Below are 22,670 nucleotides of genomic sequence, written 5' to 3'. Positions count from 1 at the left end.
CCCTTAAAGTACGATATCTGTCCAGAGCTCGGATGCATCCGGCTCGGGATCGTTTTGCGCAAACTCGGCGGCGTCGGCGACAATGTCGCGCACGTCCTTGTCGATGGCCTTCAGCTCTTCCTCGCTCGCCCACTTCTTCTCAAGCAGACGCGCTTTCACCTGTTCGATCGGGTCATGCTCGGAGCGCATCTTCTGCACTTCTTCCTTCGAGCGGTACTTGGCCGGATCGGACATGGAGTGACCGCGATAGCGGTAGGTGTTCATTTCGAGGATGATCGGACCGTTGCCGCTGCGGCACCACTCGACCGCCATGTCGGAAGCCGACTTGACGGCGCGCACGTCCATGCCGTCCACCTTCACGCCGGGGATCTTGAACGATGCGCCACGATGCGAGAAATCCGTCTCGGCCGAAGAGCGCGTTACCGAGGTGCCCATGGCGTAGCGGTTGTTCTCGATGATGTAGACGACCGGCAGCTTCCAGAGAGAGGCCATGTTGAAGCTCTCATAGACCTGGCCCTGGTTGGAGGCGCCATCACCGAAGAAGGTCAGCGACACATTCTTGTTGCCGCGATAACGGTTGGCGAAGGCAAGCCCGGTGCCGAGCGGCACCTGCGCACCGACGATGCCGTGGCCGCCATAGAACTGCTTCTCCTTGGAGAACATGTGCATGGAGCCACCCTTGCCCTTGGAATAGCCGCCCTGACGACCGGTCAGCTCGGCCATCACCCCGCGCGGCGACATCTCCATGGCCAGCATATGGCCATGGTCACGATAGGCGGTGATCATCTGGTCGCCCTCGATTAGGGCCATTTTCATGCCGGTGACGACAGCTTCCTGACCGATATAGAGGTGGCAGAAACCGCCGATGAAACCCATGCCGTAAAGCTGGCCGGCCTTCTCTTCGAAGCGCCGGATAAGCAGCATTTCGCGGTAGGCGGCGAGTTCATCTTCCTTGCTGAATTCCGCGGGCTTGGGCGCGGCTATGGTAGGCGACTTGTTGTCGGCCTTCGATCTGGCAGGCGCTTTTCTGGCTGCGGTGGCCATGCATCTCTCCCTGTAGGCGTCTCTTGTCGGACATGTGGGAGACTTGCCTCCCCACTGATCTTCAGGAAGCTATCATGCATATTTGCATTGCGCCATGCAGAAAACGCATGACTGACATGCAGCTAAGCGGTTATTTTCATTGAAATTTATAGTGATTAACCCGAATTCGGTTAACCGGCTTTTCAGCGCAGCATGATAATCACTTCGTCCGGACCGGACATATTGAGTGTCTTTCTGGCCAGCTCGTCCAGCATGTCTTTTTCCAGTGTGCCATCATGCAACAGGCGCACACGCTTCTCAAGCTCGCTGCGTTCAGCCCGCAATTTGTCGAGCTGCTCCTGCAGGCGCGCGGTCTGCACCTCGATGCGCTCGCGCGAGTTGATGCCATACTGACCATGATAGGTGTGGAAACCGAAATAGGCGACGCACGCCGCGCACAGGGCGGGAATGATCAGCCGTCCGGTCTTTCTCTGCTTGTACTGACGCGTCCACATGGTTTGGCCCGGAATTCCTTTCCCTCCCTTGTCGCCGATTGTGCTTAATGGACAGTTACAGCCAGCCGGGTCGACAGGCCATCAGATGCAAAAAGGGCGGGGTCTCCCCCGCCCTTTCAATTCGGCAATGGATACTGAGGAGGCCGATCAGCCCTTGAGGATCGACGTGCCTGCGTAACGTGCCTGACGGCCGAGCTGCTCCTCGATGCGGATGAGCTGGTTGTACTTGGCCGTGCGGTCCGAGCGCGCCAGCGAGCCGGTCTTGATCTGCCCGCAATTGGTGGCGACGGCGAGATCGGAAATGGTGGAATCCTCGGTCTCGCCCGAACGGTGCGACATGACGGCGGTGTAGGCTGCCTTGTGCGCGGTCTCGACCGCGTCCAGCGTCTCCGACAGCGTGCCGATCTGGTTGACCTTCACGAGGATCGAATTGCCGACACCCATGCGGATGCCGTCGCGCAGGCGGGCGGAATTGGTCACGAACAGGTCGTCACCAACGAGCTGAACCTTCTTGCCCGTCAGTTCCGTGAGGTACTTCCAGCCTTCCCAGTCGTCCTCGGCCATGCCGTCCTCGATCGAGATGATCGGATAGTCGGCCGCAAGCTTGGCCAGATACTTGGCCTGCGCCCTGGGATCGCGGGTCTTCTTCTCGCCTTCGTAGACGTAGTTGCCGTCCCTGAAGAATTCGGTCGAAGCGCAGTCGAGCGCCAGCGCGATTTCCTCGCCGGGCTTGAAGCCGGCCTTCTCGATGGAAGCCATGACGAAATCGAGTGCGGCCTGCGCGCTCTTCAGGTTCGGCGCGAAGCCGCCTTCGTCACCGACATTGGTGTTGTGACCGGCGTCCTTCAGACCTTTCTTGAGCGTGTGGAAGACTTCCGAACCCCAGCGGACGGCCTCGCGCACCGAGGACGCGCCGACCGGCATGATCATGAATTCCTGAAAATCGATCGGATTGTCGGCATGGGCGCCACCATTGATGATGTTCATCATCGGCACCGGCAGCACATGCGCATTCACACCGCCGACATAGCGATAGAGCGGCAGGCCGGCGGACTCCGCCGCAGCCTTGGCAACTGCCAGCGAGACGCCGAGAATGGCGTTGGCGCCGAGACGGCTCTTGTTGGGCGTGCCGTCCAGCTCGATCATGGTGCGGTCGATGTGGATCTGCTCTTCGGCTTCGAGCCCGCCGATTGCCTCGAACAGCTCGCCATTGACGGCCTCGACCGCCTTCTCCACGCCTTTGCCGAGATAGCGCGGCCCGCCGTCACGAAGCTCGACAGCCTCATGCGCGCCGGTGGAAGCGCCGGAAGGCACAGCTGCGCGGCCCACGGAGCCATCTTCGAGCACGACATCGACTTCGACGGTCGGGTTACCCCGGCTATCGAGAATCTCGCGGCCTACGACATCGACAATAGCGGTCATTCGAAATCCCCGTTCCGTCAGTTGAAAAGATGGGCCACGTCATAGCCAATCAGGGGGCCAAAAGGCAATCGCTTCCTTAAAGCATGTCGCTCGAAAGTGGAAACCGGCTTCGGCATAACGACATGCGTAAAAACAGGAACTCAAAGCGTAAGGAGCGGATCTGAAAGATCGCGACACGCTTTAGCGTCGGCAGCCGCTTTCCCCGGAAAGCGCCTCACCCCTTGGCGATGCGGTCGAAAGCCATCAGCTTTTCGAGCAGGCGCGGCAGATCCTTCAGCGGCACCATGTTGGGACCGTCGGAAGGCGCATTGTCTGGGTCTTCATGCGTTTCGATGAACACACCGGCCACGCCGACAGCCACCGCCGCCCGCGCCAGCGTTTCCACGAAACGCCGCTCGCCGCCCGACGAGCCGCCCTGTCCGCCCGGCTGCTGCACGGAGTGAGTGGCGTCGAAGATCACCGGCGCGCCGAGTTCCGCCATGATCGGCAGGGAGCGCATGTCGGAGACCAGCGTGTTGTAGCCGAAAGACGCACCGCGCTCCGTAACCAGCACATTGGGGTTTCCGGAAGCGACAAGCTTGGCGACGACATTCTTCATGTCCCAGGGCGCAAGGAACTGTCCCTTCTTGACGTTCACCACCTTGCCCGTTTTCGCGGCGGCGATCAAAAGGTCGGTCTGACGGCTGAGGAAGGCCGGGATCTGGAGAATGTCGACATGCGGCGCGACGATGGCGCACTGCTCTTCGGTGTGGACATCGGTCAGCACCGGCAGGCCGAACTCTTTGCGGATGTCGTCAAAGATCGGCAGCGCGGCTTCGAGACCGGCGCCACGCTTGCCGGAGAGCGATGTGCGGTTGGCCTTGTCATAGCTGGTCTTGTAGACGAGGCCGATGCCAAGCTTTCCGGTCAGTTCCTTCAGCGCACCGGCCATGTCGAATGCGTGCTGCCGCGTCTCAAGCTGGCAGGGGCCGGCAATCAGCGCCAGCGGGGCGCTGTTGTCGAAGATTACGTTTCCGGCTTTCACGGCGCTGTTGGGCACCGCTTTATCGAGCGTGGTCATGCAGACTCCTGAAATATGAAAGTGGCGCCCTGCCCCGGTGCGGGTGCGACAACCACCTGACCCTCGCGAATGTCGTGATCGATGCCACGCGACACAAGCCCCTTCCGCAGCGCCTCGATGTCACGCACGCAAAAAACAACGGCTTCAAAGGAGAGCAGGCCATGCCCGCGCGGCGCAAGGCCGGTCTTTTCAGCATAATGGCTGCCGGTGAGAACGCGTAGACCCGCATTCGGCAGATCAGGCACCGCGCCATCCGATGTGCCTGAACGATCATAACCCGCACTCAGCCGCAGAAAGCCCGCGGCCCGCGCCGGATCATCGCTTACGGCGATAATTTCGCAGATGCGCGTCACGCCATTCTCATGCTGCTCAAGAGCCGATCGGTCGACCTTCGGTGAATTCACCCGCTGGCAAGTGAAAACGTAGGTTCCATGCGTTTCTGGCAAGGCGGCGAAGGCAAGACGGAAGGAAGCAGTATCGCTGGCTCCGGCGGCATCGATAAAGGGTCTTGAGAAGTCCAGACGGTCGCCGGCTGAAATCCCCGCTTCAACATAAGCCCGATGTTCGTCATCGGCGTTATCGCCTGCAAAGACGACCGCCGAAAAACCCTCAGGGCCGAACGCCTGTCGATAGGAACGGTCGCGTGCGACAAACACGTTTCCGCTCTTCACCGCCGCTTCAGCCGCGTGCTCATCGACAACGACCAGCGGCTCGATAAAAGTTCCGTCCGCGAAATAGACGCAGCAATTGCCGGTTCCGAAGGGGTGAATGCCGCGAGGCGCCACCGTAAAGCCCAGCCGGTCCAGCCGGGTTCGCGCCGCATCGAGATCGGCGGTCGGCAGCACAAGATGATCGAGGAGGCGCACCATCGCTGCGGTTTGCCTCATTCCGCTGGCGCGTTCAAGCAGGCAGGCGGAAGAGCATCGATGAAACCGCAGAATTCTTTACGCCGCGCGGGCCTGTTTCAGCACTTCCTCATAGGTATCGAGATCGACGTAAAAGACGCGAATGATTTCCCGGATCAGTTCATCGTCCTCGTAACCCTGCGATTTCAATATGTTGATGGCCGTGAGTATGTCGAAACGGTCAGTCAGCCGCCGTTTCTGATGGTCTTCGAGAAATCGCTCCATTCATTTCCCCTTGCCCGTTTGCCCAACCCCTTGGAACAACTCCCAGACACGGAAAGAAATTTAGGCAGAATGGCTTGCGCAGAGCTTGCAGGCGCCTTGGCGCCTTCCCAAATTCATTTCCGGCTGACGCGGAAACACGGCCGACTCACCATGACCAGCCAAAAGAATAACATGCAATTTGCCCTGCGCCATTCTTGCGCCGCCTTCTGGCCGTTACGCGATTTTGCAGATAATTATAATCATCCGGCACTGAGAAGCGGATATACTGCTCTGCACAGAACAAACTGGCGAACGGGATGAAGAGCTTTCGAGCCCTTGCAACAAGCTTTGCGGCGATTTTCACGGCGATCATGCCTGCCGGCGCAGCGCAGCAACTGCCCGACGGCATCTATCATTGCGAGGTCTATCTGCTGGGGCAGTTCCTCAGCCTCGGCGACATCACGATCAGGGGCAATGTTTATAGCGGCCCGGCATATTTCCCGATCCCGCAGCAGGGCTACAATTACCAGATCGAGCGGAATGGCGAGATTTCCTGGCTGGGCCCGCTTGGCGGCTTCACCGCCGGCGGCAACAGCGTATCGCTGACACAGGTGACATCCCTCGATCCGGCCTCGGCCTCGTTCGACATCATCATGCGCCAGCCGCATGGATCCTTCACCGCTTCGACCTGCACCATCACAAAATGATGAATGGCCCCCGAACAGGCAACTGTTCGGGGGCCGGTCACAAGAAGGAACGCCTCAGATGTTCTTTGCCGCCATTTCCCCGGCGATGTAGTCGGCCTGCCGGATCGCAAGCGTCACGATGGTCAGCGTCGGGTTCTCCGCGCCGCCGGTGGTGAACTGGCTGCCGTCCGACACGAACAGGTTCTGGATGTCGTGCGTCTGGCCGTGCTTGTTGACCACGCCATCGGATGCCTTTTCGCTCATGCGGTTGGTGCCGAGATTGTGGGTCGAGGGATAGGGCGGCGTCGGCATGGTGCGCGTCGCGCCCACGGCATCGTAGATCGCAGCGCCCTGCCTGTAGGCATGATTGCGCATGGCGATGTCGTTGGGATGGTCGGTGAACCAGACATCCGCCACCGGCATGCCGTACTGGTCCTTGAGGGTGGGATGGAGCCTGATGGCGTTCTGCTCCTGCGGCATGTCCTCGCCCACGATCCACATGCCGGCCAGATGGTCGTAGTGGTCGAGGGCCGTGGTGAAGCCCCTGCCCCAGCCGCCCGGATTGAGGAAGGCGGCCATGAAGGGAATGCCGAGAGCCAGCGTCTCCAGCTCGTAGCCACCGACAAAGCCACGTGAGGGATCATGCCGCGCCTCGTCACGCACAATGCCGGCCATTGTCGTGCCGCGATAGAAGTGCACCGGCTTGTCGAAAATGGCGTAGACCGTACCGGTGGTGTGGCGCATGTAGTTCTTGCCGACCTGCCCCGAGGAGTTCGCCAGACCGTCCGGGAATTTCGCCGAAGCGGAGTTCAGCAGAAGCCGCGGGCTTTCGATGGAGTTGCCGGCCACGCAGACGATGCGCGCCTTCTGCTCCTGCAGCTTGCCGTCCTTGTCGGCATAGACGACGCCGGTGACCTTGCCGCTGTCGTCATGCTCGATCCTGACGACATGGCTGTTCGGCCGCACCTCCAGCTTTCCGGTCTCTTCGCCCTTGGGGATTTCGGTGTAGAGCGTCGACCATTTCGCGCCCCATTTGCAGCCTTGGAAACAGAACCCGGTCTGCTGGCATGCCATGCGATCGTCGCGGAAGTCCGAATTGATGGCCATGTTGCCGGTGTGGCATTCCTTGTAGCCAAGTTTGTCCGCCCCGGCCTTCATGATCTTGAAATTGTTGTTGCCGGGCAGCCCCTCGATGCCATTGGTGCGGGTCACGCCCATCTTATCCTCGGCCTTTGCATAGTAGGGCTCGAGTTCGGCGAGCGTCAGCGGCCAATCGAGAAGATTGGCACCCTCGACCTTGCCGTAATGGGTCAGCGTCCTGAACTCATGCTCCTGAAAACGCAGCGACGCACCTGCCCAATGCGTGGTGGTGCCACCCACGGCCTTGACGATCCAGGCAGGCAGGCCCGGAAAATCCCTGGCCACGCGCCATCCTCCCGATGCGGTGCGCGGATCGCCCCATGAGAGCTGGGCGAAGCTGTCCCATTCGTCGTTGATGAAGTCCTCATATTCGATGCGGTTGCCGGCTTCGAGAATGATGACGTCGATGCCCTTCTGGGCAAGCTCGTTGCCGAGCGTTCCGCCGCCCGCGCCGGAGCCGATGATGACGACGACGCTGTCGTCGTTAAGATCATAAGGTGCTGCCATGGTTTCCTCCCATGTATCCGTAGTCTGGCTGTGGAGATTTCGGAGGGGTCAGAGCCACTCGATGTCGTCGAAGCCGCGGTTGATGTAACCGCCCTTCGAGTAGGACTCGCCCTCGTAGCCGAAGATCGGCCACAGCTCTTTCTGATTGTAGAGACCCACCACCAGACCTCCGCGGATCGCCTGGAAGAAGGGCGTGTCCTCGATGTGCCTGAGCACGTCGACGCGCTCTTCTTCCCAGCCGAGCCCGCGGTAGCCGTCTTCGCCGGCGCGCTTGTCGAGATCGGCAATGCCGTTCTCGATGAGATCCCTGTGGGCGGCATCCTTGCCGGCCTGCTCGTCATGGGTCTTCACGGCGATGGCGTAGAACCTGTCGGGCACCTGATCGTGCGGATAGATGTCCCGCGCCATCTGGATCAGCGTCGCCATCGTTTCCGGCTTGAGCGCCGAGGTCTCCAGACCCCACGCATGCCGCGGGCTGATCACCGCGCTGCCGGTGACGACAAGCAGCGCCCCGACGCCGCCGCGTTTGAGCAATTCGCGCCGTGAAAGGCCCTGCTTGCCCGTGTATACCGTTACCATTTCTTCCTCCCTTGCTTGCTGGAGCGCCTGAAAGACGCTGTGGCTGGCTCCGCACCTCCCGTGCGGCCTGACCTCCTGTGCTGTCGGTTACCTGAAGCGGCCTCCGCGCTGCAGCACCTCGATCTTGTATCCGTCCGGATCCTCGATGAAGAAGAACCGTGCCACGGGCGCGCCCGCATGGCTGAATTCGACGATGTTCTTCGGGCTGAGGCCGAGAGCGCCCATCCGGTCATGCTCGCTGTCGAGATCGGCAACGGACACCGCCAGATGCCCATAGCCGTCACCCAGCTGATACGGCTCCGTGCGGCCCTTGTTGACGGTGAGCTCCAGCTCGAACTCCGTCTCCGCATTGGAGAGATAGATGAGCGTGAAAGTCTCGAAATCGAGCCTTTGCGCCACATCGAGCCCGAAGGCCTTGTTGTAGAAGCCAACGGACCGGGCCTCGTCGAGAACCCGGATCATGCTGTGGATTGCCTTTGCCAAACTGTGCCGCGCCTTTCGTTCGCACCCGATCTTTCGGTGATTATGCAACCGGGCGGGCAAATAGGGTGGCAGTGGGTTACCACCGTTCACGAATGTAGAAGTGCGATTGCTGTTTGAGAATTTTGGACCCAGAATGGCGCGCACAAGTCCAGAACTGTTCCTTCAGGAACAGGAATTTCAGGCTCACGTCGCTTGCTGCTTGCTGAAAGCGGCGTGAGCAGAATGACAGGGAGGCTGATATGTGCAGAGTTTTTGCAGAACAGGATCCGGAGGGCTATCGCCCCATCAACAGGTCGATCCGCATCGGCGGGCATTCGACCAGCATCCAGATCGAAGCGACGTTCTGGGCATTGCTGGACGAAATCGCCGAAAGCCAGGGGCTGACGACGCCGAAATTCATCTCGAAGCTGTATGACGAGGCGCTTGAGCTTCGTGGAGAAGTGCCGAATTTCGCCTCGATGCTGCGCACCACCTGCGCGCTCTACCTGCGCGGTTCCAGACCGATGGCCGAGGAAGTGGCCGCCCTGAAGCGCGAGGCGGCATAATCTGCCGCCTCTTCAGGAACGCTGAGAAATTCAGCCTTCCAGCACTTCCTTGACCACAGTGGCCAGCTGCTTGAGGGAGAAGGGCTTCGGCAGGAAGCCGAATTGTGCATCCTCGGGCAGGTTTTTGGCGAACGCGTCCTCCGCATAGCCCGACACGAACACGAACCTGATATCGGGCTGGCGCTTGCGCAGTTCGCCCAGAAGGGTCGGCCCGTCCATTTCAGGCATGACGACGTCGGAAACGACGATGTCCACCTTGCCGTCCAGCTCTTCGAACAATTCCAGCGCTTCGACGCCCGAGGAAGCTTCATGCACGGTGTAGCCGCGCGAGGTCAGCGCCCTCACCCCGCCCATGCGCACCGCGTCCTCGTCCTCGACCAGCAGAACCGTCGCCGAACCGGAAAGGTCTCTCGCGGCATCTGCCTTCGCCTGAACCGCAGCAGCAGGAGCTTCCGCTCCGCCAGCGATCGCTTTCTGGTCCGCGCCGGCCGCGGGCTGCGCAGCAATGACCGGAACGTGACGCGGCAGGAAGATCCGGAAAGTGGTGCCCTTGCCCACTTCCGAATCGCAGAAGATGAAGCCGCCGGTCTGCTTGATGATGCCGTAGACCATGGAAAGGCCGAGACCCGTGCCCTTGCCGACTTCCTTGGTGGTGAAGAAAGGCTCAAAAATCTTCTTCAGCACCTCTGCGGGAATGCCGCTGCCGTTGTCCTCAACCTCGACAAGCACATAATCGCCGGCTTCCAGTTCGCGATACGGGAAGGTCTTCGCCTCATCGGTCGTCACATTGCGGGTGCGAACCGTGAGCTCGCCACCTTCGGGCATGGCGTCGCGCGCATTCACCGCCAGATTGACGACCACCTGCTCGAACTGGCCGATATCCACCTTCACCGGCCACAGATCGCGCCCATGATCGATGCGCAGCTTGATGTCGTTGCCGACCAGACGGGCAAGCAGCATGCGCAGATCGGCAAGAACGTCGGTCAGCGTCAGCACCTCCGGCCGCAGCGTCTGCTTGCGCGAGAAGGCCAGCAGTTGCCGCACCAGCGAGGCCGCGCGGTTGGCGTTCTGCTTGATGTTCATGATGTCCGGGAAGGACGGATCGGACGGCCGGTGATTGGTCAGCAGCAGGTCCGAAGCCATGATGATGGCAGTGAGCACGTTGTTGAAGTCATGCGCGATGCCGCCGGCAAGCTGGCCGACCGCCTGCATCTTCTGGCTCTGGGCCATCTGCGCTTCAAGCGCCTTCTGCTCGGTGGTTTCCACCGCATAGACGATCGCCGCTTCCTCGGCGCCGTCACCATCGGCAACGGCATTCACATAGAAGCGGATGTGCCGCTCTTCATTGTCGGGCAGAACCGTGTCGATCGGCCCAATGTCGGCCTGCCGCTGGCGGGCCTTCTCAAGCGCTGTCTCGAACGCCGGCCGGTCGCGCTCATGGATGACCGCATCGAGGCGCACCCGTCGGTCCAGCGCATCGCGATCCACCGCAGAGGCGAACAGCGACAGGAACGGCGCATTGGTGCGCAGGATACGCCCCGCCTGATCGACACCGGCAATTGCCATGGGCGTGGAGTTGAAGAAGCGCGTGAAACGCACCTCCGAAGCCCGCAGATCTGCGGACGAATCCTCGCCTTCCGTGCGGTTGAGCACGATGGTGCGCGCCGGGCCGGCATGTCCGTCGCGATTGACGGTGGCGCGATGCAGGAAGCGCACAGGCAGCGCCTCGCCCTTCATCGTCGTCAGATCGAGGTCGATCACCGCGTTGCGGACGGTGCCGGGATCGGGACGTACCGAGCGCACCAGCGCCATGCCGTCACCCGCCACGATGTCGGAGAGTGTGACCACGCCCGGCGTGAAACTCGCCAGATCGATGCCCAGCCATTCCGCCAGAGTGGCGTTCACATAGGTGACGCGGCCATCCTGATCGGTGGAGAAGAAACCGGCCGGCGCATTGTCGAGATGGTCGATGGCCTTTTGCAGGTCGAGGAAGAAGCGCTCCTGCTCTTCGCGCTCGCGGGAAATGTCGGCCAGCTTCCAGGCATTGAACGGCTGACGCTGGCCGGGAATACGAAACGCGCGCGCTTCGATACGATACCACCGCGCGCCGACCTCGGCGCCGGGACGAATAGCCTGGCTGAGGCGAAACTCGCCATCGCCATGCTGGCCATCCCGCAAACCGCCGGCCAGCCGATAGATGACGGAAGAAGCTTCGGGCGCATCCGACAGCAGACTTTCAACAGTTCTGATATCGGCAGCCGAGGCCGCGCCGGTCATCTCAGCATAGGCACGGTTGGCGTAGATGATGCGGTTCTTCGCATCGGTGACAACGAGGCCCTGCGCCATCGAATCGACGAAGGCCTTGGAAAGCTCGTCGCCGGTCGAGCGCGGCGCGATCTGGATGAAGCCGATCGCCGTCGCGAACAGGAAACCGACGCCGATCATCGCCAATACGCCGAGCATGCCGAGCAGGAACGGATCGCCAAAGCGTTCCCGAAACAGCCCGAACACCACTGCCGAGACAATCAGGATAAGGATGAAGATGATAAGCCGCGTTACCGTTCCGGGCCGTGTATCCTGATCTATCATCGGCATCGGATAGAAATCGCCGCGCGCGTCCTTGGCCATTTGCCCCCTGCTTACGATTCCTGCCCTGTTCCGATCCGGGCGGTTGAATCATATTCTCCTTGCCCGGAAAAGGCCAAAGGGGCAACTCTCTGCGTAAAATGCCCCCGGAACGTGAAAACTCCTTCGCAAATGCCGGTCCCCACGTTGATAAACCGGGCTGGCAACTTGCGGTGGCACATCACTGCGTTCTACTGTCATGTTTGATTTATTTGGCCATCCTTGCGTCTTGGCCACACTTCCGGGGGTGCCGATGCCTGATTTTCTCGATAGCGCTGGCGGAAACGGATATGGTGCCGCCATTTTCTGGGTTCTGGTTGCGCTGGCCGCGTTTGTGGCTGTGCTGTTCATCGTGAAGATGATCCGCAGCATGAACTTCGGAACCTTCGTTGCAGGCGGGCGCAACCGCAAGACGCGTCTCGCCGTCATGGACGCCACCGCCGTGGACAGCCACAGGCGGCTGGTTCTGGTTCGCCGCGACGATGTCGAGCACCTGATTCTCATCGGCGGGCCGACCGATGTGGTGGTCGAGCGCGACATCAGGCTGGCCAGCGCAAAACGAACAACGCCAGTCGCGGAGCCGGCTTTTACGCCCCAGCCCCCGCTTCAGTCCCAGCCGCCAAAAGCTGCTCCGCCACCTCAGCCCGTACAGCAACGCCAGCCAGTTGCTCCCCAGCCGCAGGTTTCAGCGCCTGCACGTCCGGCGGCACCCTCGCCACAGCCACGGCCATCGGAAAACAGCTACATGGCACCGCAGGTGGCTGCCGCCGCACCACCCCGGCCTGCTCCAGCGGCTCAGCAGCCCCAGCAGCATCGGCATTCAGTGGAAGACGCGCTCGACGCTTCGCTTGTGGATGAACTCACACTTTCTCTCGGTGAACCGGCCGTCGAGCCCCCGCAAAGGCTCCAGACTCCCGATGATGAAATGTCGCGGCTTCTCGGTGAACTGTCGACGACCAGGCGCTGACGCACGTCGCCCGAAACTGGGAACCGGTTTCGGGATAACGACATGCGCAGGAACGGGAGCTTAGCTTCGGAAGGAACCCATCTGAAGGATCGCGACAACGCGTTGAGATCGGGCACATAGCCACAGAATCAAAAAGGCCGCCTCACGGGCGGCCTTTTTGCTATCAGAAAAGAGGTATTATCAATCGTCCCGATAAACCTTCTCGCGACGCTCATGACGTTCCTGCGCCTCGATGGACAAGGTCGCGATAGGACGCGCATCCAGCCGCTTCAGCGAAATCGGCTCGCCTGTTTCTTCACAATAGCCGTAAGTGCCCTCTTCGATCCGCTGCAGCGCCGAATCGATCTTCGATATCAGCTTACGTTGGCGGTCGCGTGCCCTGAGCTCGATGGCACGATCGGTTTCCGAGGAGGCCCTGTCCGCCAGATCAGGAAGATTTGCATTTTCCTGCTGGAGAATCTCAAGGGTCTCCCGTGCCTCTCGCAGGATATCGTTTTTCCATGCGATCAGCTTGCCGCGGAAATAAGACTTCTGCCGGTCATTCATGAACGGCTCGTCTTCGGAGGGTACGTAATCGGCAGTAAGGTTTTGATTCATTCGACTCACCCGACAGCCCCAAGAATTGGCGCCTATATATTCACCTAAACTGCCCCGCACAAGCCTGTACTCACCTCATCACACGAACGTATAATCCTGTTGTTGTGCGGCATCGGCCAGAGGCGTTGCGCTCGCTGCCGTCAAACGATAATCCTTCTAAGGCAGGTACAGGCGGGAGGGCTGGTGGCCAAACTCTATCTCCTCAGGCACGCAAAGGCGGGCTGGGCTCAGCCCGGAATGTGCGATTTCGATCGTCCGCTGGATGCCGCGGGCCGCGAGGAAGCCGCCATGACTGGCGACGTTATGCGCAAATGCGGCTACCAGCCGGACCTCACCCTGTGCTCGAAAGCGCGCAGGGCTCAGGAAACTCTGGAAGGCATCGCCGGCAGCCTCGATACCGGCCGGGTCATTCTTCTGGAAGCGCTCTATACGGAAGATGCTGCTTTCTACCTGGAAACCGTGCGCGCCTACGGCCACTTTGGCTCGATTCTGGTCATCGGTCATAATCCCATGATGGAAGACCTGACCCTGGCCATATCCGGCGATGGAGAACCGGGAGCACTCGATACGCTGAATCACGGCTTTCCAACGGCCGGACTTGCCGTTCTGAAGTTCGAAGGCAATCTGGAAGAGACTGGTCCCGGCAAAGGCTATCTTCAGGCGTTTCTGACCCCCGTCAGCGTCTGAGCCTATTACAAAGCCCCGACCGGCACCCTATATCGACCCTGAAATCAGGCTTTCATACGCACTCGCAATCCTGAAAAATTCATGATTTCAGCCAGATGGACGAGTTTTAGGAACCGAATTGGCATCTTCGCTGACGACATTCACGGATGAAGCGCGCATCGCGCTCGACACGCTCTCCGGCCGCGCGACCGGGCTTTTCACCCCCACCCTGCGCCTTGGCGTCACCGGCCTGTCGCGCGCCGGCAAGACCGTCTTCATCTCCTCTCTCGTCCACAACCTGCTGCATGGCGGACGCCTGCCGCTGTTCGAGGCGCAGAAATCCGGCCGCATCGCCCGCGCCTTTCTGGAGGAGCAGCCCGACGATGCCGTGCCGCGCTTCCAGTATGAGGATCACATCGCGACGTTGGTGAACGACCGCCTGTGGCCGGATTCGACGCGTGCTATTTCCGAACTCAGGCTGACGATCGAATATGAATCCGCTTCCGGCTGGAGCCGCATGTTCTCGGCCGGAAAGCTGTCGCTCGACATTGTGGACTACCCCGGCGAGTGGCTGCTCGACCTGCCGCTGCTCGGCAAGTCCTACGCGGACTTTTCACGCGAAGCGTTTGAAATGGCGGAGCTTCCGGTGCGTGCGGATCTTTCGCGGGAGTGGCGCGATCTTTCCGCATCCGTCGATCCGGATGCGGCGTCCGATGAAGTTACCGCCCGCCGCCTGTCGGAAAGCTTCGCGGCCTATCTGAAGGCGTGCAAGCTCGACGACCGCGCACTGTCCACGCTGCCGCCCGGCCGCTTCCTGATGCCGGGCGACCTCGAAGGCTCGCCCGCGCTCACCTTCGCCCCGCTGACGCCAAACGAAGAGCGCCGCGCAAAACCGGGGTCTCTGCGCGCCATGATGGAGCGCCGCTACGAGGCTTATAAAACCCACGTGGTGCGGCCGTTCTTTCGCGAGCACATCACCCGGCTCGACCGCCAGATCGTTCTCATCGATGCCTTGCAGGCGCTCAATGCCGGGCCCGGCGCAATGGCGGATCTGGAGCGCGCGGTGACGGAAATCCTGGCCTGCTTCCGGCCCGGCCGCGGCAATATCCTGACCGATCTGGTGTCGCGGCGCATCGACCGCATCCTGATTGCCGCCACCAAGGCCGACCATCTGCACCACGAAAGCCACGATCGGCTGCAGGCGATCGTGCGGCGCCTGGCGGATCGCGCCATAGCCCGCGCCAATTTCACCGGCGCCAATGTCGACGTTGTCGCCATGGCTGCCATCCGCGCCACGCGCGAAGGCACGGTCAAGCAGGGCCGCGACACGCTGCCCGTCATTCTCGGCACACCGCTGGCCGGAGAAACGATCGGCGGCCAGATCTTCGACGGCGAAACGGAAACAGCCATATTTCCCGGTGACTTGCCGGAGAAAGTTGATTCCGTTTTTGAAACCGCAAACGGTCATCGTCAGGACGAAACCGATCCCGCCATCCGCTTTGTCCGCTTTCGCCCGCCAAGGCTTGAACGCACCGCCGAGGGCGTCACCCTCTCCCTGCCCCATATCAGGCTCGATCGCGCCCTGCAGTTCCTGATCGGAGACCGGCTGGCATGAGCAACGAACCCCGCAAACCCTCCGCTTTCCCCGTGGCGCCGGAACCAGCAAGGAAAGCCGCAGAAGAGACCCAGCATCCCGCTCAGCCGCCACGCAGGCCGCGCGCCGCACCGGTCGAAGTCGCCGTCGCCGTGCCGGACGGGCACGACATCTTCGAGGCACCGGATGAAGCCGCGATCGTGCCGCCGCCCGCCACAGCGCCACGCAGACGCTCCGTGGCGGCACGAATTCTGGCAGGTGCCGCCGGGTTGCTCGTATCGCTTGCCATTGGCCTGTGGATCGACGGGCTGATCCGCTCGCTGTTCGAGCGTGCACCGTGGCTCGGCTGGCTGGCGGCGCTTGCAGCAGCGATCGGCGCCATCGCGCTCATCATCGTTCTCGCGCGCGAATGCATCGCCATCGCCCGCCTCGCGGAGGTGGAAAAGATACAGAAGCGCGCGCAGGACGCCGTTGGCCGCAACGATCCCAAAGCGGCCCGCGCCGTGGTGGCCGAACTGTCCTCCTTTGTCGCTGCAAGACCGGAAACGGCTGCCGGCCGCCGTGCGCTGGACGAACTGGATGGCGAGATCATCGACAGCGCCGACCTCATACGAATTGCGGAAACCGAAATCCTCGCACCGCTGGATGCCCGTGCGAAAATCATGATCCTCGACGCCGCCAAGCGCGTCTCGCTGGTCACGGCGGTAAGCCCGCGCGCCGTTGTCGACATCGCCTATGTTGCCTTCGAGGCGGCGCGGCTGATCCGCAGGCTTTCGGAACTCTATGGCGGACGACCCGGCACGCTCGGCTTCTTCCGCCTTGCGCGCGGCGTGCTCGCGCATCTGGCCATCACCGGCTCGATCGCACTGGGTGACGGCTTCGTGCAGCAGATACTGGGCCACGGTGTGGCCGCACGGCTGTCGGCGAAGCTTGGCGAAGGTGTCGTCAACGGCATGCTGACAGCGCGCATCGGCCTGGCCGCCATGGACACCACGCGCCCCCTGCCGTTTCATGCGTTGAGGCGGCCGGGAATGGGCGATTTTCTCTCCGCCCTCACCTCATTCGCCGGCAAGGGCAACGGCACGGAAAAATCTCCTTCGGCCTGAGACGCATCAGGGATCGGGACGCTTTACAAATGACAGCGCTGGCGAAAATTCGAATTCTCGGGCATATGGTGAGAAACCATTAACCATTTTTGTTCATGGTTCGGACAAGGTTCCTCTCAGTATTTCGTTGCCGGGTATCCTCGATGAAAAGCGTAATCGTGTCTTCCATGCTGCCGCTGGCTCTCGCCATTTCGGCAACCGCAATTCTCCCGGCAACCGCCTCCGCCGGCGAACGCGACAAGCAGTTCTTCCAGTCGGTCGAAGGCAAATGGGTCGGCCCCGGCGAAATCGTCGCGGGCAAATACAAGGGCACCAAGTTCACCTGCACATTCACCGGCTCGTCGCCCGAGGTGAAAGTCGGCATGACTCTGGACGGCTCCTGCCGCGTCGGCGTCTTCACGCAGCAGATGAAAGCCACGGTCGAGCACAAGGGCCGCACCGGCTACAAGGGCACCTTTATGGGCGGTGCTGCCGGCGAAGGGCTCGACATCATCGCCGGTAATGTCGTTGACCCGCGCAAGGTTGTCTTCGCCATCAACCGCAAGGAACTCAACGGCGTGATGCAGGCCCGCATCCCCGACGATCAGTCGATGATCGTCACCGTATCGGTGAAGGTCGACAAGCAGGTGGTGCCCGTTATCGGCGTCAATCTGAAGCGTATCGAAGGCGCTCCGGTCGGCAAGCTCGCCAAGAACTGACGAGCCCGCCCCGGATTCGACAGTGTTGAGCGCATCAGCCCGCGCTGGATCCCGATTCCTTGTCCAGAACCATGTAGTCGAGCGGCAGCTCGGTCGTGTTCTTGATCTGCTCCATGGCGAAAGCCGATGAAACGTCCCGGATTTCGATCTTGGCGATGAGGCGCTTGTAGAACGCATCGTAAGCCGCGATATCCGGCACCACCACGCGAAGCAGATAGTCGACATCGCCGCTCATGCGGTAGAACTCGACCACTTCCGGAAACTCCTGAATCACCTCGGAAAACCGGCGCAGCCATTCGTGGCTGTGTGAATTGGTGCGGATGGAGACGAAAACGTTCACCCGCACGTTCACCCGCACCGGGTCCAGAATGGCCACGCGGCGCTTGATGACCCCTTCTTCCTCCAGCTTCTGGATACGGCGCCAGCACGGCGTCGTGGAAAGGCCAACCTTCTTGGCGACGTCGGCGACGGCCAGGGTGGCATCCTCCTGCAAGAGGCGCAAAATTTTTCGGTCGAGGCGGTCCATGGGCGCTCCTTGTAGAAAAGTTGCCCAATTTTTAGTGATTATGACCCGCCGCACAAGAAAGAAATTCCGTCATACTGGCAAATTGCGAGTGATAAATTCTCAAAAACTTATTCGAGCCGGCGTCTGATTTCCGCCTGCAGGAAAGGCAGCAATTCGGTTTCAAACCATGTATTGCGCTTCAGCCAGCCGGTGTTGCGCCATGAAGGATGCGGCAAGGGCAGCACTTTGACCGGGCTTTGCGCCTCCCAGATTCCGCGCCAGTCCTTCACCGTATCGGTCAGCGAACCCTGTCGCAGGGAGCCCATATGCCACTTCTGCGCATAGAGGCCGATGGTGAGGATCAGGTCGAGCTGGGGCATCAGCTCCATGAGCTGCCCGCGCCACGCAGGTGCGCATTCGCGCCGGGGCGGCAGGTCTCCGCCTTTGGCATCCTGCCCCGGAAAGCAGAAGCCCATGGGTACGATTGCGAACTTGGACGGATCGTAGAACTCGGCGCTGCTGACGCCCAGCCACGAGCGCAGCCGGTCGCCCGAGGCATCCGTGAACGGCACGCCGCTCAGGTGAACCCTGGTGCCCGGCGCTTGGCTGGCGATGAGGATGCGCGCCGTCGGGGAAGGCACCAGAACCGGGCGGGGTTCATGCGGCAGGGGCCGCCCCAGCGGTGCCTCCACGCATATGCGGCAGGCGCGCACCTGTGCCGTCAGCGTGGCAAGCTCGTCGCCGGTTTCGCGGCGTGCCACGCTTGCGCCCATCATCAGGCGGCAGCACTCGGACGTGCCGAAACGGCTTCATACCAGCGCCGCACATGGGCGCAGTCATCCGGCAGGGCGATGCGGGCCGGCTTCATGAAATCGATCGCTATTAGGCCGGTGATGTCGGCAATCGTATAGGCATCGCCGGTAATGAATTCGCGATTGGCGAGCTCACCGTCAAGGAAATGCAGGAACTTCGTCACCTTGGGTTTATTCGCCTCGCCCCATTCCGGAATCTGGGGAACCTCCCACTCCTTCATGGCTGGATGGATATGGCGGAAGGCATGCGCAACCCGCATGAACAGCTCCAGTTCCACGCGCCTTTGCCACATCTCCACCAGAGCCTTGCCAACCGCGCCCTCCCCGAACAGCGGCGGCGCGGGCTGGATCTCCTCGAAATAGCGGCAGATGGCGACGGTTTCGGTGAGGATCGTACCGTCATCCAGTTCCAGCACCGGCAGGCCCTGCAGCGGATTGCGCGAGCGCACCTGCTCGCTGCGATGCTCCATTGCGCCCATGTCGACAGGCACGATGGGCACCTCGATGCCCTTTTCGGCCAGAAAAACCCGCACCCTGCGCGGATTGGGCGCCCGCCCGCCATCGAACAGTTTCATCCTTCTCTCCCTGCTCCCGAAATGCACAGCGGATACCGCCGCTATATAGGGTTGCGCTCACCAGAAACGAAATATTTCCCGCAGCCAGTCGCCGACCGCAGCGAGACTGTCATGAGCCGGCTCGACCCGTCCGCCCTGACGGTCGCGCCATTGCCGGGGCTTTTCGAACTCGCCCGCCCAGAGGCCGAGCTTTGCCGAACGGGCCTTCGCCTCCTCGCGCTCGAAATCGCCATAGGCGACGGCCCATCCCTGCGCGACCATCTCGCGGTTCAGATCCACCCCATCGGCCGAACAATCGCCAAGAAGACGCCCATACTGATCGTTTCGCCACCCCGTGCATGCGACTGTCCTGCGATCGGTCATCCGCAGCAGCGCCTCGCGCGATTGCCGCCCGCAGGCATAGTCATGGCCGCCCCTTTTGCACATCTGCTTGTATTCGGGAGCATCGATGCCGCGCAGGCGCACGCGCAGACCATCCAGTTCGATGGAATCGCCGTCGACAATGCGGGCCGCACCCTGCTCGGTGCGCGTATTGGCCTTATCCAGCCGCGACGCCACGAATGCAAGAATTCCGAACAGCAGAATGGTCAGCCCATAGTCGAGCATGCGCCTCGCCGGACTGCGCGAGCGCGGATTCCGATAACGGCTTCCGTTGCGGGAACGCGATCTGCTCATATGGCAAACAAAGTCTTAAGCATTCGATCGTAGCGTGTTGGGAGACCATGCTGGCCGCATAGATTGAACCCATAGAATGCCGTTGCAACGCTCAACAACAGCGGACAAGAATATTGTGGACCGCCGCCAACCGCATCGCAACAGCGATGTGGCCCGCGCTGTCCGCAAAACCCGCGACCGTCTGGCGCAACAGGCCGGCAATCCCGATTTCGACCGCGAAATGCTGAAGCTGCATGCGCACTCCATGCTCAGCGGCGCATTTTTCATACCGGCACTCATTCTGCTTGTCTCCGTAGCTGGTCTGGCAGCGGGCATGGGTCTGGAAATGCTGCTCTGGGGCGCGCTGGCGCTGGCGTGCCTCAGCCCCCTTCTGATCCTGTCCCGACGCTACAATGCAACCGATGCCGCCCTTATCGACCCCAGAGCCGCCACGCGCAACTATCTGATCGCGCATGTGATCTCCGGCATCGGCTGGGCGGTTTTCGGCCTGATGGGCTGCGCCGCCTGCACGCTCGACCAGTTCCATGTCGTCAAGGCGGTGACGCTGCTTCTTGCCATGGCTGCCACGGCCATCCTCACGTCGTCCATCAGCGGCGCGCTCATCGCCACATTCGCCCTGCCCGTTCTGGCCTACGCCTGGGGCGCGACATGGCCGGCCTCGCCGGTGGAAGTGATGATGCTGGCGCTGCTGATCATCGCCCTTCCGTTCCTGTCCTATGTGGCCAGTCACCTGAAACATTCATCGGTCATGATGCTGTCGTTCCGATCGCAAAAGGATGAGTTGATCGCCGAACTGGAAACGGCCAAGGCCATGTCGGACGAAGCCCGCCACCGCGCCGAGGAAGCAAACCTCGCCAAGTCACGGTTCCTGGCTTCCATGAGCCACGAGCTTCGCACGCCGCTGAATGCCATTCTGGGCTTCTCCGAAGTCATGGCCAATGAGGTGCTGGGACCCGTCGGCAACAAGAACTACCGCGAATATGCCGGCGACATTCACGATTCAGGCCAGCATCTGCTGAACCTGATCAACGAGATTCTCGATCTGTCCCGCATCGAGGCCGGCCGTTATCAGCTTCAGGAAGAAGCCGTCACCCTGACGATGCTGGCCGAAGACACCTGCCACATGATGGAACTCAGAGCCCGCAACAAGGGCATCCGCATCGTGCAGCAGTTCGAGCCGACGCTGCCGCGCCTCTACGCAGACGAGCGCGCGATCCGCCAGATCCTCCTCAATCTTCTTTCCAACGCCATCAAGTTCACGTCGAGCGGCGGGGAAGTTCGCGTGCGCGTTGGCTGGACCGCTGGCGGCGGCCAGTACATTTCGGTGAAGGACAACGGCCCGGGCATCCCGCAGGACGAGATTCCCGTCGTGCTGTCCGCGTTCGGTCAGGGCACGATAGCGATCAAGAGCGCCGAACAGGGCACTGGCCTCGGGCTGCCCATCGTTCAGGGCCTCGTTGCCATGCATGGCGGCGAGTTCGAGCTGCACTCGAAACTGCGCGAAGGCACGGAAGCCATCGTCATCTTCCCGCCGTCGCGCGTCATGGAAGAGCTTCCGGCGATGCCCACGAAGGTGGCAGCCAATGCCGGCTGGTAAGGCCGGCTAAGTAGGGCCGACTGGCAGGAAAGAGCCCGAAACGGGCTATCAGGCCCTTTGCGCCAGCGCCATGCCGGATACCATCTGCACCGCCGCCTTCACCAGCCCCGCGCCAAGTGCGGCCCCCACGCCTTCGCCGTGGCCGATGCCCAGATCCAGCAGAGGCTGAAGGCCGAGGATTTCAGCCGCGCGCCGATGTCCCGGCTCCGCCGAAAGGCTGGCCAGCAGGCAATGATCGAGGGCGCCGGGATGAACCTTGTGCAGCGCGGCAGCGGCAGCAGTAGCGGCAAAACCATCGATCAGCACCGGAATGCGCTCCATGCGGGCGGCAAGTATCGCACCGGCGATGGCGGCGAACTCGCGCCCGCCGACACGCGCCAGCGCCTCCAGCGGATCCGCCAGATGCGGCCCATGGAAAGCCAGCGCCTGATCGACGATGGCCGCCTTGCGTGCCACTCCGATCTCGTCGGCGCCGCTGCCCGGCCCCACCCAGTCAGCACCCCGTCCGCCGAACAATGCCGCCATCAGCGCAGCGGCGACCGTGGAATTGCCGACACCGAGATCGCCAAGGCACAAAAGGTCAGATCCGCCGGCGATCGCCTCCATGCCGAAGGCCATGGTGGCAGCACAGCCGCGCTCGTCCAGCGCCGGCTCGCGCGTGATGTCACCCGTCGGCAGATCGAGCGCGAGATCGAAAACCTTCAGGCCGAGATCATAGGTCAGGCACACCTGATTGATTGCCGCGCCGCCCGCCGCACACAATTCGACCGCATCGACAGTCGCGGTGACCGGGCGCGGCGACACGCCATGCGCGGCCACGCCATGCGTGCCGGCGAAAATGGCAACCAGCGGCCGCGTCACCTGCGGGCTTGCCCGTCCGGTCCAGCCGGCGAACCATGCCGCGACATCTTCCATGCGCCCGAGGGGCCCCTGCGCCATCGCGGCCTTCGCAAAGACTTTGCGGACATCCGTTGCAAAGCGGTCATCCTGTTCAGGCAGCTTGTCCAGAAGGACGCGGAAATCTTCAAACGGCAATGCGCTGACCATAGGCCCCGGCTCCATGCAAAACGTGCCGCCCGCATAGCCCTCTGTGGACCGCCTGACAACCGCATCGGCCGAAAACCACCGGCAGCAAGTGCCGCAGAAGGCTTGCATCGGCGGTTTGCCTGTCCCATGTGGGTTGA

At 61.7% G+C, this 22,670-nt stretch carries 24 protein-coding genes; 9 read left to right on the top strand and 15 right to left on the bottom strand.

What is annotated here, in order from left to right; genetic code table 11:
• Positions 1–3: 3 nt before the first annotated feature.
• The 5 genes from pdhA to AC5XE7_RS01035 form a co-directional block, all read right to left on the bottom strand.
• A complete protein-coding gene (gene pdhA, locus AC5XE7_RS01055) occupies positions 4–1,044 on the bottom strand; it encodes a pyruvate dehydrogenase (acetyl-transferring) E1 component subunit alpha (protein WP_287945197.1) in 1,041 nt (346 codons plus the stop codon).
• A 182-nt stretch (positions 1,045–1,226) separates the two neighbouring features.
• Entirely contained in the window at positions 1,227–1,538 is a 312-nt protein-coding gene (locus AC5XE7_RS01050) for an FtsB family cell division protein (protein ID WP_495364500.1), read from the bottom strand.
• A gap of 147 nt (positions 1,539–1,685) precedes the next feature.
• Positions 1,686–2,960: a phosphopyruvate hydratase gene (eno, locus tag AC5XE7_RS01045; protein ID WP_495364501.1), complete on the bottom strand. Its 1,275-nt coding sequence runs from the start codon at positions 2,958–2,960 to the stop codon at positions 1,686–1,688.
• 214 nt (positions 2,961–3,174) lie between these two features.
• Positions 3,175–4,020, bottom strand: coding sequence for a 3-deoxy-8-phosphooctulonate synthase (gene kdsA, locus AC5XE7_RS01040; RefSeq protein ID WP_495364502.1), 846 nt, complete (start codon positions 4,018–4,020; stop codon positions 3,175–3,177).
• Entirely contained in the window at positions 4,017–4,907 is an 891-nt protein-coding gene (locus tag AC5XE7_RS01035; RefSeq protein WP_495917600.1) for a VOC family protein, read from the bottom strand. The genes kdsA and AC5XE7_RS01035 overlap by 4 nt, the downstream gene beginning before the upstream one ends.
• A gap of 39 nt (positions 4,908–4,946) precedes the next feature.
• On the opposite strand from AC5XE7_RS01035, the gene AC5XE7_RS01030 reads away from it, so the two are divergent.
• Positions 4,947–5,450 carry a hypothetical protein gene (locus tag AC5XE7_RS01030; protein ID WP_495917598.1) on the top strand — a complete coding sequence of 168 codons (504 nt, stop codon included), beginning with the start codon at positions 4,947–4,949 and terminating at the stop codon, positions 5,448–5,450.
• Positions 5,451–5,500: 50 nt separating this feature from the next.
• Positions 5,501–5,836: a hypothetical protein gene (locus AC5XE7_RS01025; RefSeq protein WP_495364660.1), complete on the top strand. Its 336-nt coding sequence runs from the start codon at positions 5,501–5,503 to the stop codon at positions 5,834–5,836.
• A 54-nt stretch (positions 5,837–5,890) separates the two neighbouring features.
• On the opposite strand, the gene AC5XE7_RS01020 is transcribed toward AC5XE7_RS01025, so the two are convergent.
• The 3 genes from AC5XE7_RS01020 to AC5XE7_RS01010 all read right to left on the bottom strand — a co-directional run bounded on the left by AC5XE7_RS01020 (position 5,891) and on the right by AC5XE7_RS01010 (position 8,524).
• Positions 5,891–7,462 (bottom strand): GMC family oxidoreductase, encoded by a 1,572-nt coding sequence (locus AC5XE7_RS01020; RefSeq protein WP_495364505.1) that lies wholly within the window; start codon positions 7,460–7,462, stop codon positions 5,891–5,893.
• Between the two features lie 48 nt (positions 7,463–7,510).
• Positions 7,511–8,041 carry a twin-arginine translocation signal domain-containing protein gene (locus AC5XE7_RS01015; protein ID WP_495364506.1) on the bottom strand — a complete coding sequence of 177 codons (531 nt, stop codon included), beginning with the start codon at positions 8,039–8,041 and terminating at the stop codon, positions 7,511–7,513.
• A gap of 87 nt (positions 8,042–8,128) precedes the next feature.
• On the bottom strand, positions 8,129–8,524 hold the full coding sequence (locus AC5XE7_RS01010; protein WP_495364507.1) for a VOC family protein: 396 nt from the start codon (positions 8,522–8,524) through the stop codon (positions 8,129–8,131).
• Between the two features lie 239 nt (positions 8,525–8,763).
• Here AC5XE7_RS01010 and AC5XE7_RS01005 point away from each other — a divergent pair, with 239 nt between their 5' ends.
• Positions 8,764–9,069 (top strand): ribbon-helix-helix domain-containing protein, encoded by a 306-nt coding sequence (locus AC5XE7_RS01005; protein WP_183830568.1) that lies wholly within the window; start codon positions 8,764–8,766, stop codon positions 9,067–9,069.
• A 30-nt stretch (positions 9,070–9,099) separates the two neighbouring features.
• Here AC5XE7_RS01005 and cckA read toward each other — a convergent pair whose 3' ends face one another.
• A complete protein-coding gene (cckA, locus tag AC5XE7_RS01000; RefSeq protein WP_495364508.1) occupies positions 9,100–11,697 on the bottom strand; it encodes a cell cycle histidine kinase CckA in 2,598 nt (865 codons plus the stop codon).
• A 250-nt stretch (positions 11,698–11,947) separates the two neighbouring features.
• Here cckA and AC5XE7_RS00995 point away from each other — a divergent pair, with 250 nt between their 5' ends.
• Positions 11,948–12,661 (top strand): hypothetical protein, encoded by a 714-nt coding sequence (locus tag AC5XE7_RS00995; protein WP_495364509.1) that lies wholly within the window; start codon positions 11,948–11,950, stop codon positions 12,659–12,661.
• A 180-nt stretch (positions 12,662–12,841) separates the two neighbouring features.
• Here AC5XE7_RS00995 and dksA read toward each other — a convergent pair whose 3' ends face one another.
• Positions 12,842–13,258 (bottom strand): RNA polymerase-binding protein DksA, encoded by a 417-nt coding sequence (dksA, locus tag AC5XE7_RS00990; protein WP_183830602.1) that lies wholly within the window; start codon positions 13,256–13,258, stop codon positions 12,842–12,844.
• A gap of 183 nt (positions 13,259–13,441) precedes the next feature.
• On the opposite strand from dksA, the gene AC5XE7_RS00985 reads away from it, so the two are divergent.
• From AC5XE7_RS00985 to AC5XE7_RS00970, 4 genes are all read left to right on the top strand, one after another.
• Complete coding sequence (locus tag AC5XE7_RS00985) at positions 13,442–13,945, top strand: SixA phosphatase family protein (RefSeq protein WP_495364510.1); 504 nt, start codon at positions 13,442–13,444, stop codon at positions 13,943–13,945.
• 118 nt (positions 13,946–14,063) lie between these two features.
• Positions 14,064–15,539 (top strand): YcjX family GTP-binding protein, encoded by a 1,476-nt coding sequence (locus AC5XE7_RS00980; RefSeq protein WP_495364511.1) that lies wholly within the window; start codon positions 14,064–14,066, stop codon positions 15,537–15,539.
• On the top strand, positions 15,536–16,624 hold the full coding sequence (locus tag AC5XE7_RS00975; RefSeq protein ID WP_495364512.1) for a YcjF family protein: 1,089 nt from the start codon (positions 15,536–15,538) through the stop codon (positions 16,622–16,624). Before AC5XE7_RS00980 ends, AC5XE7_RS00975 begins: the two co-directional genes overlap by 4 nt.
• A gap of 143 nt (positions 16,625–16,767) precedes the next feature.
• Positions 16,768–17,322, top strand: a complete 555-nt coding sequence (locus AC5XE7_RS00970; protein WP_280197552.1) for a hypothetical protein — start codon at positions 16,768–16,770, stop codon at positions 17,320–17,322.
• 34 nt (positions 17,323–17,356) lie between these two features.
• On the opposite strand, the gene AC5XE7_RS00965 is transcribed toward AC5XE7_RS00970, so the two are convergent.
• From AC5XE7_RS00965 to AC5XE7_RS00950, 4 genes are all read right to left on the bottom strand, one after another.
• Complete coding sequence (locus AC5XE7_RS00965; RefSeq protein WP_183830618.1) at positions 17,357–17,848, bottom strand: Lrp/AsnC family transcriptional regulator; 492 nt, start codon at positions 17,846–17,848, stop codon at positions 17,357–17,359.
• Between the two features lie 107 nt (positions 17,849–17,955).
• A complete protein-coding gene (locus AC5XE7_RS00960; protein ID WP_495364513.1) occupies positions 17,956–18,588 on the bottom strand; it encodes a uracil-DNA glycosylase family protein in 633 nt (210 codons plus the stop codon).
• Between the two features lie 14 nt (positions 18,589–18,602).
• Positions 18,603–19,214 carry a glutathione S-transferase gene (locus AC5XE7_RS00955; RefSeq protein WP_495364514.1) on the bottom strand — a complete coding sequence of 204 codons (612 nt, stop codon included), beginning with the start codon at positions 19,212–19,214 and terminating at the stop codon, positions 18,603–18,605.
• 57 nt (positions 19,215–19,271) lie between these two features.
• The gene (locus AC5XE7_RS00950; RefSeq protein WP_495364515.1) at positions 19,272–19,820 is read right to left on the bottom strand and encodes a thermonuclease family protein; all 549 of its coding nucleotides are present in this window, start codon (positions 19,818–19,820) and stop codon (positions 19,272–19,274) included.
• A 145-nt stretch (positions 19,821–19,965) separates the two neighbouring features.
• Between AC5XE7_RS00950 and AC5XE7_RS00945 the strand changes: the two genes are divergently transcribed.
• Positions 19,966–21,486, top strand: a complete 1,521-nt coding sequence (locus AC5XE7_RS00945; protein WP_495364516.1) for a sensor histidine kinase — start codon at positions 19,966–19,968, stop codon at positions 21,484–21,486.
• Between the two features lie 48 nt (positions 21,487–21,534).
• Here AC5XE7_RS00945 and AC5XE7_RS00940 read toward each other — a convergent pair whose 3' ends face one another.
• Complete coding sequence (locus AC5XE7_RS00940; RefSeq protein WP_495364517.1) at positions 21,535–22,533, bottom strand: nicotinate-nucleotide--dimethylbenzimidazole phosphoribosyltransferase; 999 nt, start codon at positions 22,531–22,533, stop codon at positions 21,535–21,537.
• Between the last annotated feature and the right edge of the window lie 137 nt (positions 22,534–22,670).

Source organism: Aquamicrobium sp. YD-1-mutant5, assembly GCF_059509755.1.
This window is presented reverse-complemented; position numbering and strand designations above follow the sequence as displayed.